Here is a 17,198-nt window from a genome sequence, read left to right on the forward strand (position 1 = left end):
AACCGGACCCGCCGAGGGCTGTACCGAAACCTGTTCGAGAAGAATCAGGAAGCGGAAACGGTGAGGAAGTACTCGATCGCGGCGGCGATGGCCACCGGGACACCGACGAACAGCGCGCCGGCCATGGTGCCGACGGGCGCCAGCATGACCGCACCCGCGATGCAGCCGGCGATCGGGCCGCCACCGAGCAGCAACGCGATCGGCGCGGTCACCGCGCCGCCCACCACGCCACCAGCGATGCAACCGACACCCGCGGCGCCGACAGCGCCGATCAGGGCGCCGATCGCGGCACCGACCGACAGGCGGCTACCGAACTTCTGCCAGGCCGAGGCCTCGCGCTGCTGCGGAGAGACCGCGTTGATCTCCTTGGGCGCATTGGCCGAAGGCTTGTAGTAGGCCCCGTCGGTGGTCGGGGTCAGGCGCGCGGTGTTGCCGTTGATCTCGGCCTTCACCGGGTACGCGATGTCATCGATGCTGACCTCGAGCGGCACGCCGCCCACGATCACGCCGTCGGCGTTCTTGATCTGGAACTGGCCGTTGGCGACAGTCAGGGTGCCCGCGTCGGTGGTGATGATCGCCGCGGTGTCGTCACGATCGGCGGTGTAGTTCACCATGCCCGGGATGATCTGGGTCGCGATGCCGCCGGGGGGCGCGACCGGAGCGGGGACCGCACCAGCGTTGCCAGCCGTGCCGGCGATCCCGACCGCGGCGATAGCCACCATCGAGGCGATCGCCATCTTCCTCATCTTCATGCTTTTCCTTCTGCTCGTCGACCGAGTGCCAGAGAACGGCCCGCTCGATCCGTCGGGAGTTGTTCGGCCGGTCGATTGCCGCAGACCGGCGACAACCGTGTTGCGCTGGTGTCTGGCCACGTCACAGCATTGTTCAGCCGAACGACGGTTAAGTTAGCCTATCCTGACTCAACGCACAAGCGGTTGGTAACCGTCAAGCAAATGTCAGCTGACCGGAGCATGGACACCGACGATGATCGAATCGAGGATTTCCGCCGCCCGCACCGCGACGACCGAGAGCAGCGAGGAACTCAACCCGTGCGTTTCCTCGACACCACCGTTGAGATACACCCCACATGTCTGCCCCGCCGGCAGCCGGAGCCGATAGTCGCGTTCCACCGGCGGTTTGCCCACCGCGGCGCCGACATCGACGAGCTCGGTGACATCGAAGGACCGGAAACCGGTCGCGTAGACCACCGCGTCGACCGTCAGCGCGCCGCGCCGCTGATCCATCGTGTCGAACAGCTCCAGCCGCACGCCGTCGTCCTGCTCGGTCACCGAGTCGATCCGGGTGGCGTTGTGCACGAACTGCCTGCGCTGCCCGGCGACCTTCTCCTCGTACTCGCGCCGGAACAGCTCGGCGATGAGCTCGCCGTCGACCGCGCTGTAGTTGGTGCCGCGGTGATACGACATCATCCGCTCACGCACCGGCTCGGCGGCGCCGTACCAGCGGTCGACGGTGTCGGGGTCGAAAACCCGGTTGGCATAGGGACTGTCATCGGAGGGACTGAAGCCGAACCGGGAGATGATCGAGTGCACCTCGGCCTCGGGATACTGCGAGTGCAGGAACCGGATCACCTCGCCCGCGCTCTGCCCCGCGCCGACCACGGCGAAGCGCCCGTGCGGACGGCTCGGCACCTGCCCGAGATGCTCGAGCAGCCGATGGTTGTGGAACACCCGCGCACTCGGCGTCACGCTCTCGGGCAGCTTGGGCACCAGGCCCGGTGCCACCACCACGTTCTTGCCGTAGACGGTCGTCACGCCGCCGGGACCGTGACAGGTCACCTCGACCAGCTCACCCACGCAGTCGACCTGGACGACCCTGGTGCCGTAACGCACCTCGGCCTCGACCCGGTCGGCGGCCCACCGCAGATAGTCGGCGAACTCCTGCCTACTGGGGAAGAAGGTCTGCAGGTTGACGAAGTCGACGATGCGCCCGTGCTCGTGCAGGTAGTTGAGGAAGGTGAACTCGCTGCGCGGATTGCGCAGTGTCGCCAGATCTTTGGCGAACGAGATCTGCATCGACGACCCGGGCAACAACATGCCAGGATGCCAGCCGAACTGCGCCTTCGCCTCCAGGAACACCGCGTCGATCCGGGTACCCGCGATCTGATTGCGCTCGTGCACGACTGTCGCCAGCGCCAGATTCGACGGCCCGAATCCGACCCCGATCAGGTCGTAGACGTGCGCTGCGACATCCGCTCCATTCGTTGTGTGACGCAAGGAATATCCCATCGATCGACCCCGGAGCCCCCGTTAACAATTCGCGGCGCGACAGTAGCACATAGCCTATCATTTTTGCGTGCCTCAATGTAGGCCGTTGGGGTACTTCACGTGGGGTCGAACCGCTGCTCGACGCAGCTCAGAACAGACCGGGTTGCCCGCCACGCGCCTCGGCGGCCAGCAGCTCGGGACCGTTGTTGCGAACGTTGTTGACCAGTGTCGACACCGGACGCGCCGTGATCCCCGCGACCAGCTCCGCCGACGGCGGCTCCAGCAGCTCCGCGGGCGCGGGATGGTCGGGGTCGAGCCAGGCCGCCCAGTGCTCGCGCGGCATCGGCAGCGGCATCCGGTCGTGGATGTCGGTCAGCGCACCCACCGCGTCGGTGGTGAGGATGGTGCACGACAGCAGCGGCGCCGCCTCGGGCTGGGACCGGTCCCGCCACACCGACCACAGTCCGGCCATGTACAGCCGCGAGCCGTCGGCGTTGGCCATGTAGAAGGGCTGCTTCACCGCCTTGCCCTGCCCGGTCGGCGAGGGTTCGACCAGCCACTCGTACCAGCCGTCCATCGGCACCAGGCACCGCTTGCGCTTGGCCGAGTCCCGGAAGGAGGGCGCGCTGACCGCCCGGTCGGCCCGGGCGTTGAACAGCGGCTTGCCCTTGGCCGGGACGCCCGGTTCGGCGGCCTTGGTCCAGGCCGGGATCAGCCCCCAGCGCATCGTGCGCACCCGCAGGCGCGGATCGTCGTCGGGGTCACCGTGGGCGTGGCGTTCCACCACCGTGAGCACCTGGGTGGTCGGCGCCACGTTGTAGCTCACCGCCGTGTCGGCACCGGATGCACCGGTCTCGTCGACCGCGTCCAGATCGGCCGCGAGCCGCGCCGGATTCGTCGTCGTCGCGTAGCGTCCACACATACCTCCATGGTGGCACCGCCCACCGACACCCGCGGCGAGTCGAGGCGCGCCCGGCGAAACCAACCGGACCCAACCCGTGTGTCAGTCCCGCACATGGGCGAAGATGGTCGGGTGAGTTTCTGGCCAGCGCCCCACATCGAGGTCCCCGTCCACGCGACCGTGACCCTGCCCGGTTCGAAATCCATCACCAACCGCGCCCTGATCCTGGCCGCCCTGGCCGATGGGCCCGCGACCATCACCGGTGCCCTGCGCAGCCGCGACACCGACCTGATGATCGCCGCCCTGCGCGCCCTCGGCACGAAGATCGTCGGCGATGCCGAAACGCTCGAGATCACCCCCGCCCCGCTGCACAGCGCAGCCGTGGACTGCGGCCTGGCGGGCACCATCATGCGGTTCCTGCCGCCCGCGGCAGCCCTGGCCACCGGCGATGTCGCCTTCTTCGGCGACGAGCAGGCCGGCCACCGCCCGCTGACCACCATCCTCGACGCCCTGCGCGCACTCGGTCTCGACGTCGACGGCGATGCGCTGCCGTTCGTCGTGCACGGGACCGGCAGCCTGCGCGGCGGCGCCGTCACCATCGACGCCTCCGGCTCCTCGCAGTTCGTCTCGGGCCTGCTGCTCTCGGCCGCCCGCTTCGACGAGGGCATCACCGTCCACCACGACGGCAAGCAACTACCCTCGATGCCGCACATCGAGATGACGGTGGAGATGCTGCGCCGCGCCGACGTGGACGTGCGGACCCCGGCCGATTCCCGCAGCGCGCAAACCTGGGCGGTCGCGCCGGGGCCGATCCGCGCGGTCGACTGGGAGATCGAGCCCGACCTGTCCAACGCCACCCCGTTCCTGGCGGCCGCGGCGGTCACCGGCGGCCAGGTGAGCGTGCCGATGTGGCCGCGCGGCACCACCCAGCCCGGTGACGTGATCCGCGAGATCCTGGTGCGGATGGGCGCCGAGGCCCGCGTCTTCGACGGCGTGCTCACCGTGCACGGCCCCGAGCGCCTGGCCGGGATAGACATCGATCTGCACGATGTCGGTGAGCTCACCCCCACCGTCGCCGCACTGGCCGCGCTCGCCGATTCGCCGTCCCACCTGCGTGGCATCGCGCATCTGCGCGGTCACGAGACCGACCGGTTGGCGGCGCTGACCACTGAGATCAACCGGCTCGGCGGCGATGTCACCGAGACCGAGGACGGGCTCGAGATCGTGCCCGCTCCCCTGCGCGGCGGCCGGTGGCACTCCTACGCCGACCACCGGATGGCCACCGCGGGCGCGATTCTGGGCCTGCGGGTGCCCGGTGTCGAGATCGAGGACATCGGCACCACGGCCAAGACGCTGCCGACCTTCGTCACCCTGTGGGAGCAGATGCTGGCACCGGCGTCATCCGGCGAGGGGGCGGCGCACTGAGCCGCGGCGGCCGTTCCACGGCCAGCTACGACGAGTCCGATGTCCGGGTCCGCCCGGGCAAGGCGTCCTCACGTCCGCGCACCAAGACCCGGCCCCAGCACAACGACGCCGAGGCCGCCATGGTGGTCGCGGTGGACCGCGGCCGCTGGGGCTGTGTCCTCGGTGGTGACGCCGAACGGCGGATCGTGGCCATGCGGGCCAGGGAACTCGGCCGCACTCCGATCGTGGTCGGCGACCAGGTCGACGTGGTCGGCGACCTGACCGGCAAGCCCGACACCCTGGCCAGGATCGTGCGGGTCTCCGAGCGCAGCACCGTCCTGCGCCGCACCGCCGACGACACCGATCCGTTCGAGCGGATCGTGGTGGCCAATGCCGAGCAGCTGTTCATCGTGGTGGCCCTGGCCGATCCGCCGCCGCGCACCGGTTTCGTCGAGCGTGCCATGGTGGCCGCGTATGCCGGTGGGCTGGAACCGATCCTGGTGCTGACCAAACGCGATCTGGTCGCGGAATCCGAATTCGCCGCCGCCTTCGAGGGTTTGGATCTGAAGATCCGCTACGCGGGGATCGACGATCCGGTCGAGCCGGTGCTCGAACTGCTCACCGACCGGCTCACCGCGCTGATCGGGCACTCCGGCGTCGGCAAGTCGACCTTGGTGAATCGTCTCGTGCCCGATGCCTATCGGGCGGTCGGCGTGGTCTCCGGGGTCGGCAAGGGCAAGCACACCTCCACCCAGTCGGTGGCGCTCGCGCTGCCCGAGGGCGGCTGGGTGATCGACACCCCCGGCGTGCGCTCCTTCGGCCTGGCCCACATCACCCCCGACGATGTGATCGCCTCGTTCACCGATCTCGCCGACGCCATCGAGGACTGCCCGCGCGGCTGCACCCATCTCGGCCCGCCGGCCGATCCGGAATGCGCGCTGGACCAGCTCCCCGGCACGGAACGCCGCGTCGCCGCGATTCGTCAGTTGCTGACGGCCCTGATCTCCAACGAGAGCTGGTAGCAACCGTTTCCGTGCCGGGAAGGGCGGGTCAGAACCCGAACGAACCGGTTCCGGTGCCGCCGTCACCGGGGTCGGGGTCGGTCGGGAGTTCGGCCACGGTGACCACCTTGGTGGTGGAGGAGCTGGCCACCCCGCTGCGGCCGGAGAAGGTCGCGCCGATCGTGTAGGCGCCGGGCGCGCCCGGGGTCCAGACGATGCTCGCCTTGCCGTTGGCGGCGACGGGGATGTCGCCGAGCACGTTGTCGCCCGCCTTGAACTGGACCGTGCCACCGGCCGCGGCCGGGCTCACACTCGCCTCCAGTGTGACGGCCTTGCCGACCTGGGCGCCCGAGACATCGGCGAGCACCGTGTTCGACACCGCGTCGCTGGACACCGTGATATTGGGGCCCTTGCCCTGGTAGGTGCCGTCGCCGAGCGACCCGCCGTAGTGCATCGAGGTCGGCAACGGGGTGTCGCGGGCGCAGTTCACGCCCACCGTGTACTGCACCTCGAAGGTCTGCGACTTCGGCGAGATGTTCGGGTACACCGGGTATTTGGTGATGCCGAACTCGGCTCGCACCCAGTCCGAGGAGGAGGTGTCGAGCTGCACCGCGTCGCCCGACATCTTCGCCGAGCCGGGGACCGGGGTCAGGCACGCCGGGTGCAGGTCCTTGATCGAGTAGATGTATTCCACCGGGATGCCGGTGCGTTCGAACTTGGTCGTGACGGTCACGGTGTCGCCGACGACTGGATTGGTGTTCGACACCGTCCTGGTGAATCGGCTGTTGCCGTCGTTCCAGGTGATCGTGCCCGGCGCGGCCGAGGCCGTCCCCGGCACCGCCGCCACCGCGAAACCCGCTGCCACCGCGAAGGCCGCCATCGAACCGGCCACTCGCTGCACTCTTCTGTCCACCATTGTTCGCTCCAGGTACCACGGACGCCCTCGACCACCTCGTCGAGGCGCTGATTCGCCCGGGTAGGCGAGCAGTAGATCACGGCCGGACGCCCCGACGGAGAAGAATCAGAAACAGATATCAGTCAGATTGCGAATTCGACTCGTGTCCGCTCGCGTTCACGACGTCGACACCCCGCGCCGGTACCGTCATCCCCATGAAACCACCGGCGATCGGTTATCTGCGCCGCGACATCTCGGGTGTCGCCCAGTCCTGGGACGAAACGCAGATCCGTTCCCTAGCCGAACGCCTCGGCTACCGGTTCACCAAGACCGTCGTCTTCAGCGACCGCACCACCGAGCCGCTGCGCCGCCTCCTCGATGTGGTCACCACCACCGAGGCCGCCGCGGTCGTCACCCCCAGCCTCAACCATCTCGGCGATCTCCCCGACGCCCTGCTCGCCGCCTGCGACGTCATCACCGTCACTCCCGAGATCACCCACACCAGAACGCTGCCCGCGTTACCCGCGTGACTCCTTGTCCAGGGCCTTCCACGCGCCACTGAGTTCCATCAGTTCGCGGTAGGCGGCACGGTCGGCGGCGAGCCGCTCGGCGGCCGCGGCCAGGGTGGCCGGGGTGTAGTCACCGGCGCTGATCGCGGCCTGATGTTCGACGGCTTCGTCGGCGAGGGCGACCAAGAGATCCGCCAGCCGGTTGATCTGCTGCTCCACCGCACCGGACTGCCGGCCGCCGAGGTGATCGGTCATCCCGTCGGCGACGGCCAGTTGGTGCAGCCGCGCCATGGATGACGGCAGCCCGCGGACGCTGTTCGGGTCGACCCAGCCCTGCCGCTGCAGTTCGGTGATCACGTTCCATGCCTGGACGAGCCGGTTCCACGGCATCTGCAACCGACCGGGCAACGGAGGGGGCGGAGGGGGCGGCAGGGGTGGCGGATACCTCAGAGCCGGTGGTGCGATCGGCGGCACGGGCACCGAGTCGTACACGGCCGTGCGCTTCCCGCGCGCCACCGCCCGCTCGTGCGCCAGCACATATCCCGCCGGCAACAGGCCCAGAACCACCAGTCCGAGAACGAGTTTGGCGGCGCCCACGATGACACCACCGTCGTGAAACGACGGCTCGGACGCGGCAGCCACACACAGCGCCAGCATCACCAGGAACCAGCCACCCGCGACAGCCCGGAGAAAGTGCACCGGATCGGTGCCACGAGGCTTCATCGCGGCCCGCCGGCGCCAGATTTCCACACAGCGACCATTATGCCGTCGAACCACCCGCTGGGATCGTGCGACCCGGATCGGCCACCGGAGCCGGGCACCTCAGAGTGCCGCGAGGACCGCGGCCGCGAGTGGGCCTGCCGAGGCGGGGTTCTGGCCGGTGTGCAGGTTGCGGTCGGCTTGCAGGAAGGGTTCGAAGGGTTCGCCCGAATGGTAGTCGGCGCCGAGTTCGACGAGGCGATCCTCCAGCAGCCAGCGGGCCTGATCGGCGAGGCCGCTGTGCCGCTCCTCGGCATCGCTGAACGCGGTGAGGCGGTACCCGGCGAACGGCGACGGACCGTCGGCAGCGGTGGCCAGTAGCGCGGCGGGACCGTGGCAGACCAGCGCCAGCGGCTTCCCCGAGCGCAGCGCCTCGACGAGCAGCGCCGCCGAATCAGCGTTCACGGCGAGATCTTCCATCGGGCCGTGGCCGCCGGGATAGAACACCGCGTCGTAGTCGGCCAAGCGCACCTCCGCCAGCGCGAGCGGTTGTTCGAGCGGCGTTGCGCCGGCGATGATCTCGGCGACCTTCGCCGCCTGCTCGTCCCCGCCATTGGCGTAGGGCGCCAGGCTCCCCCGGTCGACCGGCGGCACCACCCCGCCCGGCGTCGCCACGACAACCTCGTGCCCGGCCTCGGTGAAAGCCCGATAGGGCTCGGTGAACTCGTGGGCCCAGTAGCCGGTGTGGAATTTCGAGCCTTTGACCAGGGTCCACCGATCGGCGCCGGTCATCACGAACAGAATCTTCGCCATTGCATCGCCTCCGAGCACTCGGTCGCCGGATCGGCCTGATGGCGCCAAGCCTAATCGCCGAGTGGACAGCCCCGCTATCATCTTTTCATCTGTTCAGATAAACATGAGTAGGGACGATAGATGAGGCTCCGCACCCGGCCGCTGTTCGCTCTCGGGGCCGCGGTCGCGCTGGCCGCCGCGCTGGCCTCGTGCTCCGCACCCGCCAGCGGACCCACCGATTCCCTCGTCCTCGCCGACGCTTTCGAGCTGGGCGGCTACAACCCGATCGCGGGGTACGGCGCGGCCGGTGAGGCCAAGATCTACGACGGACTGCTGCGGCTCACCGGCGGCACCGGCCTGCCGGACTTCGCGCCCGCCCTGGCGACCGAGCTGCCGACAGCCGATGCCGATGCCACCGTGTGGACCGTGCCGCTGCGCGCGGGCGTGCGGTTCAGCGATGGCTCCGACTTCGACGCCGAGGATGTCGTCGCCACCTACCGGGCCATCCTGGATCCCGCGTCGGCCTCGGAGGTGCGCTCCTCGTTCTCGATGATCGAGCGGATCGAGGCGGTGGACCCGACCTCGGTCCGGTTCACCCTGCGCCACCCCTATGCCGCGTTCCCCACCAAGCTGCTCATCGGCGTCGTGCCCTCGGAGGCCGTCGCCACCCCGGGCCCAGCGACCGAGTCCTCGCTCAACTCCGCGCCGATCGGCACCGGCCCCTATCGGCTCACCACGCTGGAACCGACCAGGGCGATCTTCGAGGCGAACGAGGGATACTGGAACGGCGCACCCGAGGTCAAGCGACTCACCCTGCTCTACGTCCCCGACGACAACACCCGCGCGCAGCGGCTGGCCGGCGGCGAGCTCGACGGCACGACGCTGCCGCCACTGCTGGCCGCAACCTTCGCCGATCGCGCGTCGATGTCGTTGCACGCCAACACCTCCGCGGACTGGCGCGGTGTCTCGATGCCCGCGGGCGACCCGGTGGCCGGTGACCCGGCGATCCGGCTGGCCCTCAATCACGCGGTGGATCGTCAGTCGATGATCGACAACATTCTGGGCGGCTACGGTCGCCCCGCCTACACGCCGTTCGCCGAGGTCTACGGCGAATCCCACGATCCGGCAGTCACTTTCGCCTTCGACCGGACCCGTGCCGAACACATACTCGACGAGGCAGGCTGGCGCGCGAGTGCCGACGGTGTCCGCGCGAAAGACGGTGTGCGAGCACGATTCACCCTCATGTACAACTCCGCCGACACCCTCCGGCGCGATCTCGCCCTGGCGTTCGCCTCCGATGCCCGCCGGGTGGGCGTCGAGGTCGACCTGGAGGCGCTGTCGTGGGACCGGATCGAACCGCGGATCGACCGGGCGGGCATCCTGCTCGGCGGCGGCAGCGAGCCCTACGATCCCGACACCCAGGCCTACAACACCCTGCATTCACCGTCGGCCGACCCGAGCGCGAGCAGTCCCTACGACAACGCGAGCCGCCACAGCGACCCGACGATCGACGACCAGCTCGAACTGGCACGGCGCAATGTCGATCCCGCCGTGCGGGCGAGCGCGTATCGGGCGGTGCAGAGCCGCTACGCCACCGCGCCGAGCCATGTGTTCCTGGTGCACCTCGATCACACCTATGTGGTGAAGGACTCGTCGTGGACCATGTCGGGGCCGATCCTCGAGCCGCACAGCCACGGCGTCACCTGGGGGCCGTGGTGGTCACTGCAGACCTGGACCCGGTAGTGCCGCGCGGTCGGCTGCGCGACCGCGGCATCGGGTCGATGGCCGGCTGGCGGCTGGTGACGCTGGTTCCGGTGCTCGGCCTGGTCTCGGCGGGCCTGTTCGCCGCCGCGGCGGTCTCACCGTTCGACCCGCTCGTCGGCTATCTCGGCGCACGCTACGAGACGACCAGCGCCGCCGATCGCGCGCTGCTCACCGAGCAACTCGATCTCGACGCCGCCTGGTATCAGCTCTATGGCCGATGGATCACCGACGTGTTCACCGGCGATCTCGGTGTCTCGCGCAGCTTCGCCCAACCGGTGAGTGAGCTGCTCGCCCAGCGTATTCCGTGGACGATGCTGCTGGTGGTGGCCGGGATGACGATCGCCGTCGTGCTCGCGCTGAGCGTGGGCGTGTGGGCGGGGATGCACCGCGGCGGACTCGTGGACCGGGCCGTCGCCGCCACCTGCGTGGCGCTGCAGGGACTGCCGCCGTTCGTGGTGTCGCTCGCGGCGATCGGGCTGTTCGCGGTCGGGCTCGGCTGGCTGCCACCCGCCGGCCTCACCGATGCCGGGGCCGATGCGAGCCTCGGGCAGGTGGCGCGCCACCTCATCCTGCCCGCGGGCGCGCTGGCGGTCTCCCAGGTGCCGTGGTTGCTGCTGGCGGTGCGGGAATCGGTCTCGGCCCAGCGCGGTGAGGATTTCGTGGTCGGCGCGGTCACCCGTGGCATCGATGCCCCCACGATCACGCGCCGACACATCCTGCCGGCCTCGCTGGCCCCCTTCGTGACGATCCTCGGCGTCCGGTTGCCGGAGATCGTGGTCGGGGCGGTGCTGGTGGAGGAGATCTTCTCCTGGCCCGGGATCGCCGGGGCGTTCGTGCAGTCGGCCAAGGACCTCGACATGGCCCTGCTGGCCATCCTGACCGTCGGTACGACCTGCGCGGTGATGCTCGGTTCGCTGCTCGCCGATGTCGCGGTGGCACTGCTGGATCCACGGGTGCGGGCCGATGGCTGAGCGGCGGTTGTCTCTCGCGCTGTCGGTGCTGATCGCGGTGCTCGCGTACGCGGTGCTCGTGCCGTGGTTCGGCGGCGCCGACGATCGGCTGACCGATTTCGCCGACGCACGCCAGGCGCCGTCGGGGCAGTGGTGGTTCGGCACCGACTCGGCGGGGCGCTCGCTGTTCGTGCGGATCGCGGCGGCGTTGCGGACCTCGCTGGTGGTGGCCGCGTGCGCCGCGGCCTTGTCGACGGTGCTCGGCGTGCTGGTGGGCGCGGTGTCGGCGCTGGCGGGCGGGTGGGTCGACCGGGTGCTGATGCGGATCGCCGACACCGCGAACGCGCTGCCGCATCTGCTGCTCGGCATCGTCATCGTGGCGCTGTTCCGGGGGAACGTGCTGGCGGTGGTGTTGTCGATCGGGCTCACCCACTGGGTGCAGGTCGCCCGGATCGTGCGCGCGGAAAGTCTGAGTCTGTGTGAGCGCGACTATGTTTCGGCCGCGGTGCTGGCCGGAGCGAGCCGCACGCACTTGTTCAGCCGGCATCTGCTGCCCGCGGTCGCCCCGCAGGCGTTGATCGCCGTGGTTCTGCTCCTGCCGCACGCGATCTGGCACGAGTCGACACTGTCGTTCCTCGGCTTCGGGCTGCCGCCCCACGAGCCCAGCCTCGGCACCCTGCTGGCGGAGGCCCGCACCTCGCTGCTGCTCGGCGGATGGTGGACGCTGGTCTTCCCCGCCGGGTTCCTGGTGGTGACCACCGTGGCGGTGGCCGTCGCCGGATCGTCGCTGCGGCGGCGGCTGCTGCCACCGAAACCCTCGAGGATGCCGCGATGACGGGCCTGACCATCGACGCACTGACCGTCCGGATCCCGCTGCGCGGCGGTGCCGTAGTGCACGCGGCGACCGAGGTCTCCCTCGAGCTCGCGGCGGGCACGGTGACCGCGCTCGTCGGCGAATCCGGTTGCGGCAAGTCGATCGTGGCGAGCACGGTGCTCGGCGTGCTGCCGGGCGAGGCCGTCACCACCGGGTCGGTGCGGCTCTCACTCGGTGATCGGACGATCGACGTGCTGGCCGGTGTCGAACCGTACCGGGGCCGCCACATCGCGCTCGTACCGCAGTCGCCGAGTACGCATTTCACGCCGGTCCGCACCATCGGCTCCCAATTGGCCGAGACGATCGACGCGCTCGGCACCACACACACTCCCGGCGATCTCGTCGCGCGTGCCGGTCTCTCGGTGTCCGCGCTCGAGCTGTACCCGCACGAACTCTCCGGTGGAATGGCCCAGCGTGCGGCGGTGGCGGCCGCGCTGGCCGGCGATCCCGAGGTGATCGTCGCCGACGAACCGACCTCCGGGCTCGACCGCGACCGCACCGACCAGGTCGGAAAGCTCCTGCGGACGTGCGCTGACGCCGGGGCGGCGGTGCTGCTGATCACGCACGACCTGGGCCACCTGCTGCGCGCCGACCTCGCCGACACCGTCGCGATCATGTACGCCTCGCGGCTGATGGAAGTGGGACCGGGGACCGAGGTACTGGCCGACCCGTGGCACGACTACACCCGCGATCTGCTCTCGGCGCTGCCCGAGCGTGGTCTGCGCCCACTCCCCCACCCACCGCGCGCCCTGACCGATCTGTCCGAGATCTGCCCCTATGCGGGCGGACCCACCACGCTGATCCGCAAGGAACAGCGCATGATTCGAGTGAGGTCCTGATGCTCGTCGCCGAGGCACTCACCGTCGGCCACCGACCCGATCGGCCCATCGTGCGGGACGTCGATCTGCGGGTCGCCCCCGGCGAGATCATCGGCGTCACCGGCGAATCCGGTTCGGGGAAGACAACTCTCGCCCGCACGCTCGCCGGACTGCTCACCCCGACCGCCGGCCGGGTCACCGTCGACGGGAAGTCACCGCGTCAGGCGCGCGGCGAGATCGCCATGGTCTTCCAATCCCCCCGCACCGCGACGAATCCCCAGTTCACCCTCGCCCAGATCATCGCCGAACCCGCCCGCATCCGCCGCACCCCCACCCCCGACCTCACCGCCCTGGCCGGCACCGTCGGCCTCACCCCCGACCTCCTCACCCGCCGCCCACACGCCCTCAGCGACGGCCAGCTCCAACGCGCCTGCCTGGCCCGAGCCCTGGCCCAGAACCCCCGCTACCTGATCCTCGACGAACCCACCGCCATGCTCGACGCCGCCACCACCGCCACCATCATCCACCTCGTCGCATCCCGAGCCGCACAGCACACCGGCGTCCTGCTCATCAGCCACGACACCCCCCTGCTGGAGGTGGCCTGCACCCGCATCGCCACCGTCCACGCGGGCACCCTGACCCCGCACGAGGTATCTCCGCGATGAGCACGCACCGCTCAGCCTCAGCGCGGGGGTCTGTCTCGGACCTGTCGCGGCGACTGGGGCTGCTCGCCGGTGGTCAGCCCGCGAGGCGGATTCGCAGGGTTTCGTAGGTGGGGATGAAAACCTTGCGGCGGTAGCGGCGTTCGACGATCTGCCAGGGGCGACCGTCGGCGGTGAGGGCGGCCAGCAGGGCGGTGAGTTCGGAGTGGACGAGCTGGGCACCCAGGCACAGGTGGCGGCCACCGCCGAACCAGAGTTGGCGGGTCTCGGGGACGTAGTCGCGGTGGATGGCGAAGTCGCCGACGGCGTTGTTGATCGTCCAGGTGAGGATCTTGACGTGTTCGCCCGCGCGCAGATCACGGTCGGCGACGCGCACATCGGCGATGACCGAGCGACCGACCAGGTAGGCGGGACTGGTCACCCGCAGGGTCTCGCGCACCGCGTCGGGCAGCCGGTCCGGCGCGGCGAGCAGGGCGCGGTGCTCACCGGTGTCGTGCATGATCGCGACCATCCTGGTCATGGCGCTGGCGAGAGTGTCGGTGCCCGCCACCGCCATCAGGATGGCCAGCCCGGCCGCGTGCTCGACCTCGAGACCGAGTTCCCGGCAGCGACCGAGCGTGGTGTCGGGATCGGCGCGCGCGTAAGCGGTGGGGACATTGACGGCGAGCCGGGTGGCCAGCTCGCGGGCGCGCGCCACCGCCACCGGGTCGAGGGTGGTTGACGCCATGGTGCCGAATCCGAGGTTGACGAGCTCCTCGACGTGATGGAACAGCCGCAGGAACAGCGTGTCCTGATCGTCGGTGTGGTCGCCGCCGATGGCCGCGGCGATGTCCTCGGGACGCATGCCGACCAGGTCGGACACGCTGCGCCCGACCAGGATCTGGGCGCGGGCGGCGATGTCGACGGTCTCGCCCGCCGCGAGCCGTTCGCGCAGGTCACGCAGGTCGGGACCGATGACGCGCTCGACCAGGGCGTCGGTGTGGGCGAGGGTGAACAGGTCACGCACCTTGGTCCGCAATTCGGTGTGGCCCGGACCTTCGAACAGGTCTTCGACCCAGTCGCCGATCACCTGCGCCCACCAGTGCCCGGCCGCGCCCTCGGAGACGATGCTGAAGTGCGTGCTGTCGTTGTAGATCTGACGCGCGACCAGCGGATCCGCCACGAACCAGCCGAGTGTGGGGACCTTGCGGATCGGCCGCGCGACCCGCCCCAGCAGCAGTAATCCGGGCAACCACGGTTGACCTGCGGCGAGTAAGGTGAGTTCATGGCGTCGGGCAGCACTCCACACCCCGGCACAATCTAGTTGACCTGGCCCGATTAGTGAAGGTCTGCGACTAGGATCGACGGGATGCGCGGATGGCGGACTGAGCATCCCGCGATATCCGGAAGTGACGAAGTATGAGATCGACTATCGAAGCCGTCGGGGCCTACCTGCCCAGCCGCGAGGTGACCACGGCCGACCTGCTGGGTCAGCTGGCGGTGGACACACCGCTGGATCTGGAGAAGGTCAGCGGGGTGCGGGCGCGGCGAGTACGCGGCGTCGACGAGGACTCGTTCACCCTCGCGCTGGCCGCCGCCAGGAGCGCGCTGGCCAACTCCCGCTACACCGCCGCCGACCTGGATGTGATCATCTCCTGCTCGATCACCCGCACCCGCGGCGCGGATTTCTGTCTGGAGCCCTCGTTCGCGCTGATGCTGCGCACCACGCTCGGCGCCACCCGAGCCATCCACTTCGACGTCTCCAATGCCTGCGCGGGCATGATGACCGGAGTCCTGCTGCTGGATCGGATGATCCGTGCCGGCGCGGTGCGCCGCGGCCTGGTGGTCTCGGGCGAGTGCATCACGCCGATCTCCGACACCGCGGTGCGCGAGATCTCGCAGAAGTACGACCCGCAGTTCGCCTCGCTGACCGTCGGTGACGCGGGCGCCGCGGTCGTGCTCGACGGCACCGACGGGCCCGGCCTCGACTATGTGGAACTCAACACCAGCGCGGCCTTCGCGAAGCTGTGCCTCGGCATGCCGAGCGACCAGGGACCGGGCGTGGCGCTCTACACCGACAACCGGGCCATGCACAACGAGTCGCGCTATCTGCTGTGGACCTCGCGCCAGCAGGAATTCCTCACCGGCCGCGGTTCCCGCTTCGCCGACGAGGGCTACGACTACCTCATCCACCACCAATTCAGTGGCCCCGCGGTGGAATTGATCGACAAGATCGCCGAGCGGGAATTCGACGCTCCGATGCCGCCCAAGCTGGCGGTGTTGGACAGGTACGGCAACACCGCCTCCACCTCGCACTTCGTGGTGCTGCACGACGCGCTCTCGCGCGGACTGCTCGCGCCGGGGTCGCGCGTACTGCTGGTTCCGGCGGCCTCCGGGGTGGTCGCCGGGTTCTTGTCGGTGACAATCGGCGATCTTCGGGTATAGGACAGTATGGGAATCATCATTTCTTCGGCCGTCACGCACACCGGCGGAGTCAGCTCGGTGGGACAGGCGGCCGATGCCGCGCGTGAGGCGCTGACCGGTGCGGGCTGTCCGCCCGAGCAGGTCGACGCCCTGATCAACGTCGGTGTATACCGCGACGCGAACCTGGTCGAACCGGCCGTGGCCGCGCTCATCCAGCAGGCCGCCGGGATCGGCCTCGACTATCGGCCCGGCGATGTGCCGTGCCTGTCGTTCGACCTGATGAACGGGGCGTGTGGACTGGTGAACGCCGTCGGCGTCGCCGCCTCGTTGCTGGCCGATCTGCCCGCCGGGCACGTGGTCGTGGTCTCCGGTGACGCGCATCCGTCGATGCGGGCCGATGCGGAGTTCGCGTTCGAACCTGTCGGCGCGGCGCTGGTCCTGGAGAACTCCGCCGAGGCGGCCGGATTCGGTGGCGTGCACGTGAGCGCCGGTGACACACTGCCCGATCCACAGGGTTACGTCACCCTGTCGGAGATGGGCGCCGAGGGTCGGTCCGCGCTGACGGTCGAACTCGCCACCAGCACCGCCGAACTGGTCGAGCACGCCGCCACCGCGGGCCGGGAGGCCCTGGCGGCCGACCACATCGACGCCACGCGTGCGGTACTGGTGTGTGGCAAGCCGACCGAGGACTTCGCCACCGAACTGGCCGCCGAACTCGGCATCGCCGTCTTCGTCACCGACGAATTCACCGGCGACGCACACACTTCCGCACTCACCGCGGCCTATGTCGCGGCCCGCGATGCCGGCCTGGCCGATCGCCCCCTGCTGTTCGTCGCCGCCGACGGAGGACCCACCGCCGCCGCGGTGACCTATCGCGGGCCGGGTGTGGCATGACCGGGGCGCACCGACCGAGGCGCGCCACACCCGCGCGCGAGGGCAGCGCGCGGGAGGCGTGGGCAGCCCGGATTCAGCACGGCGAGCAGCCGCGACACCGCGCGATCGGCACCACACCCCCCGCGCCGGGCCGATCGACCGTCCTGGCCCTGCGCTCGATTCCGGTGCTGGGCTGGGCTTTTTTGCTGCTCGGTGTCGTGCGTCCGTTCCGGTCGAAGCCGCTGCGCGCGATCTTCTGGATCGACGCGTTCCTGAGCATCGTGGTGCACGCGGCGCAGATTCCGGTCGCCCGCCGCGAGGCCGCCAAGCGCGGGATCGCACCCGGGCGGACCGCGGTGATGACCATGGTGTTCGGGGCGACCTGGTGGAAGACACTGGGTGAGGACGAGCGGTGAATCCGGTTCTGC

General features: G+C 69.8%; 18 protein-coding genes. 11 read left to right on the top strand and 7 right to left on the bottom strand.

Annotation, left to right across the window (positions count from 1 at the left end):
• Positions 1-44: 44 nt before the first annotated feature.
• The 3 genes from BOX37_RS24780 to BOX37_RS24790 form a co-directional block, all read right to left on the bottom strand.
• Positions 45-752 carry a DUF8020 domain-containing protein gene (locus BOX37_RS24780; protein WP_071929727.1) on the bottom strand — a complete coding sequence of 236 codons (708 nt, stop codon included), beginning with the start codon at positions 750-752 and terminating at the stop codon, positions 45-47.
• A 204-nt stretch (positions 753-956) separates the two neighbouring features.
• A complete protein-coding gene (locus BOX37_RS24785) occupies positions 957-2,234 on the bottom strand; it encodes a lysine N(6)-hydroxylase/L-ornithine N(5)-oxygenase family protein (RefSeq protein WP_240505041.1) in 1,278 nt (425 codons plus the stop codon).
• 139 nt (positions 2,235-2,373) lie between these two features.
• Positions 2,374-3,147 (bottom strand): SOS response-associated peptidase, encoded by a 774-nt coding sequence (locus BOX37_RS24790; protein ID WP_071929729.1) that lies wholly within the window; start codon positions 3,145-3,147, stop codon positions 2,374-2,376.
• A gap of 93 nt (positions 3,148-3,240) precedes the next feature.
• Between BOX37_RS24790 and aroA the strand changes: the two genes are divergently transcribed.
• Positions 3,241-4,551, top strand: a complete 1,311-nt coding sequence (gene aroA, locus BOX37_RS24795) for a 3-phosphoshikimate 1-carboxyvinyltransferase (protein WP_071929730.1) — start codon at positions 3,241-3,243, stop codon at positions 4,549-4,551.
• Positions 4,548-5,552 (top strand): ribosome small subunit-dependent GTPase A, encoded by a 1,005-nt coding sequence (gene rsgA / locus BOX37_RS24800; protein WP_071931856.1) that lies wholly within the window; start codon positions 4,548-4,550, stop codon positions 5,550-5,552. The genes aroA and rsgA overlap by 4 nt, the downstream gene beginning before the upstream one ends.
• A gap of 28 nt (positions 5,553-5,580) precedes the next feature.
• Here rsgA and BOX37_RS24805 read toward each other — a convergent pair whose 3' ends face one another.
• Positions 5,581-6,447 (bottom strand): Ig-like domain-containing protein, encoded by an 867-nt coding sequence (locus BOX37_RS24805; RefSeq protein WP_084760069.1) that lies wholly within the window; start codon positions 6,445-6,447, stop codon positions 5,581-5,583.
• A 194-nt stretch (positions 6,448-6,641) separates the two neighbouring features.
• On the opposite strand from BOX37_RS24805, the gene BOX37_RS24810 reads away from it, so the two are divergent.
• Positions 6,642-6,956, top strand: a complete 315-nt coding sequence (locus BOX37_RS24810; RefSeq protein WP_071929732.1) for a hypothetical protein — start codon at positions 6,642-6,644, stop codon at positions 6,954-6,956.
• Here BOX37_RS24810 and BOX37_RS24815 read toward each other — a convergent pair.
• Together BOX37_RS24815 and BOX37_RS24820 are read right to left on the bottom strand one after the other, a co-directional pair.
• Positions 6,945-7,658, bottom strand: a complete 714-nt coding sequence (locus BOX37_RS24815; protein WP_156910528.1) for a hypothetical protein — start codon at positions 7,656-7,658, stop codon at positions 6,945-6,947. The two genes, BOX37_RS24810 and BOX37_RS24815, sit on opposite strands and share 12 nt — an antisense overlap.
• A 99-nt stretch (positions 7,659-7,757) precedes the next feature.
• On the bottom strand, positions 7,758-8,447 hold the full coding sequence (locus tag BOX37_RS24820) for a type 1 glutamine amidotransferase domain-containing protein (RefSeq protein WP_071929734.1): 690 nt from the start codon (positions 8,445-8,447) through the stop codon (positions 7,758-7,760).
• Between the two features lie 120 nt (positions 8,448-8,567).
• Between BOX37_RS24820 and BOX37_RS24825 the strand changes: the two genes are divergently transcribed.
• From BOX37_RS24825 to BOX37_RS24845, 5 genes are read left to right on the top strand one after another with little or no spacing between them, the layout of a single operon-like run.
• On the top strand, positions 8,568-10,169 hold the full coding sequence (locus BOX37_RS24825; protein ID WP_071929735.1) for an ABC transporter substrate-binding protein: 1,602 nt from the start codon (positions 8,568-8,570) through the stop codon (positions 10,167-10,169).
• Entirely contained in the window at positions 10,139-11,161 is a 1,023-nt protein-coding gene (locus tag BOX37_RS24830) for an ABC transporter permease (RefSeq protein WP_420811563.1), read from the top strand. Before BOX37_RS24825 ends, BOX37_RS24830 begins: the two co-directional genes overlap by 31 nt.
• Positions 11,154-11,975 carry an ABC transporter permease gene (locus tag BOX37_RS24835; protein ID WP_071929736.1) on the top strand — a complete coding sequence of 274 codons (822 nt, stop codon included), beginning with the start codon at positions 11,154-11,156 and terminating at the stop codon, positions 11,973-11,975. Before BOX37_RS24830 ends, BOX37_RS24835 begins: the two co-directional genes overlap by 8 nt.
• Positions 11,972-12,853, top strand: a complete 882-nt coding sequence (locus BOX37_RS24840) for an ATP-binding cassette domain-containing protein (RefSeq protein WP_071929737.1) — start codon at positions 11,972-11,974, stop codon at positions 12,851-12,853. Before BOX37_RS24835 ends, BOX37_RS24840 begins: the two co-directional genes overlap by 4 nt.
• Positions 12,853-13,497 carry an ABC transporter ATP-binding protein gene (locus BOX37_RS24845; RefSeq protein WP_071929738.1) on the top strand — a complete coding sequence of 215 codons (645 nt, stop codon included), beginning with the start codon at positions 12,853-12,855 and terminating at the stop codon, positions 13,495-13,497. Before BOX37_RS24840 ends, BOX37_RS24845 begins: the two co-directional genes overlap by 1 nt.
• A 73-nt stretch (positions 13,498-13,570) precedes the next feature.
• On the opposite strand, the gene BOX37_RS24850 is transcribed toward BOX37_RS24845, so the two are convergent.
• Positions 13,571-14,725: a cytochrome P450 gene (locus tag BOX37_RS24850; protein ID WP_084760071.1), complete on the bottom strand. Its 1,155-nt coding sequence runs from the start codon at positions 14,723-14,725 to the stop codon at positions 13,571-13,573.
• A 167-nt stretch (positions 14,726-14,892) separates the two neighbouring features.
• On the opposite strand from BOX37_RS24850, the gene BOX37_RS24855 reads away from it, so the two are divergent.
• The 3 genes from BOX37_RS24855 to BOX37_RS35510 are packed head-to-tail and all read left to right on the top strand — an operon-like array spanning position 14,893 to position 17,186.
• Entirely contained in the window at positions 14,893-15,918 is a 1,026-nt protein-coding gene (locus tag BOX37_RS24855) for a 3-oxoacyl-ACP synthase III family protein (protein WP_071929740.1), read from the top strand.
• A gap of 6 nt (positions 15,919-15,924) precedes the next feature.
• Complete coding sequence (locus BOX37_RS24860; protein WP_071929741.1) at positions 15,925-16,791, top strand: beta-ketoacyl-[acyl-carrier-protein] synthase family protein; 867 nt, start codon at positions 15,925-15,927, stop codon at positions 16,789-16,791.
• Positions 16,788-17,186: a hypothetical protein gene (locus BOX37_RS35510; protein WP_240505042.1), complete on the top strand. Its 399-nt coding sequence runs from the start codon at positions 16,788-16,790 to the stop codon at positions 17,184-17,186. The genes BOX37_RS24860 and BOX37_RS35510 overlap by 4 nt, the downstream gene beginning before the upstream one ends.
• The last annotated feature ends 12 nt before the right edge of the window (positions 17,187-17,198 follow it).

The organism is Nocardia mangyaensis (assembly GCF_001886715.1).
GTDB lineage: Bacteria > Actinomycetota > Actinomycetes > Mycobacteriales > Mycobacteriaceae > Nocardia > Nocardia mangyaensis.